Raw genomic sequence first — 249 nt, 5'->3', positions numbered from 1 at the left:
CAGAATGCCCGTGAATCGCGAGGACGTGCTGATGCCGGACGCCATGCCCGCGCGTTCGCGCGGCACTGTGCCCATGATCGCCTTCTGCGTCTCGCCGTTCAGCAGGCCGCCGCCGCTGCCGAGCAGCGCCATGGCGACGATCAACCATGCGTGACTGGCGCTGCGCGCGGCGACCATCATCGCGAGATTGGCGCATGCGACCACCGCGAGGCCGAGCGTGAGAATCTGGCGCGAGTCCATATACGCCGC

At 68.3% G+C, this 249-nt stretch carries 1 pseudogene; it reads right to left on the bottom strand.

The features are described from left to right. Positions 1-249: pseudogene (locus SB771_RS36055) on the bottom strand (MFS transporter); the annotation flags it as partial.

Source organism: Burkholderia sp. SIMBA_051, assembly GCF_046534915.1.
Classification (GTDB): domain Bacteria; phylum Pseudomonadota; class Gammaproteobacteria; order Burkholderiales; family Burkholderiaceae; genus Burkholderia; species Burkholderia ambifaria.
This window is presented reverse-complemented; position numbering and strand designations above follow the sequence as displayed.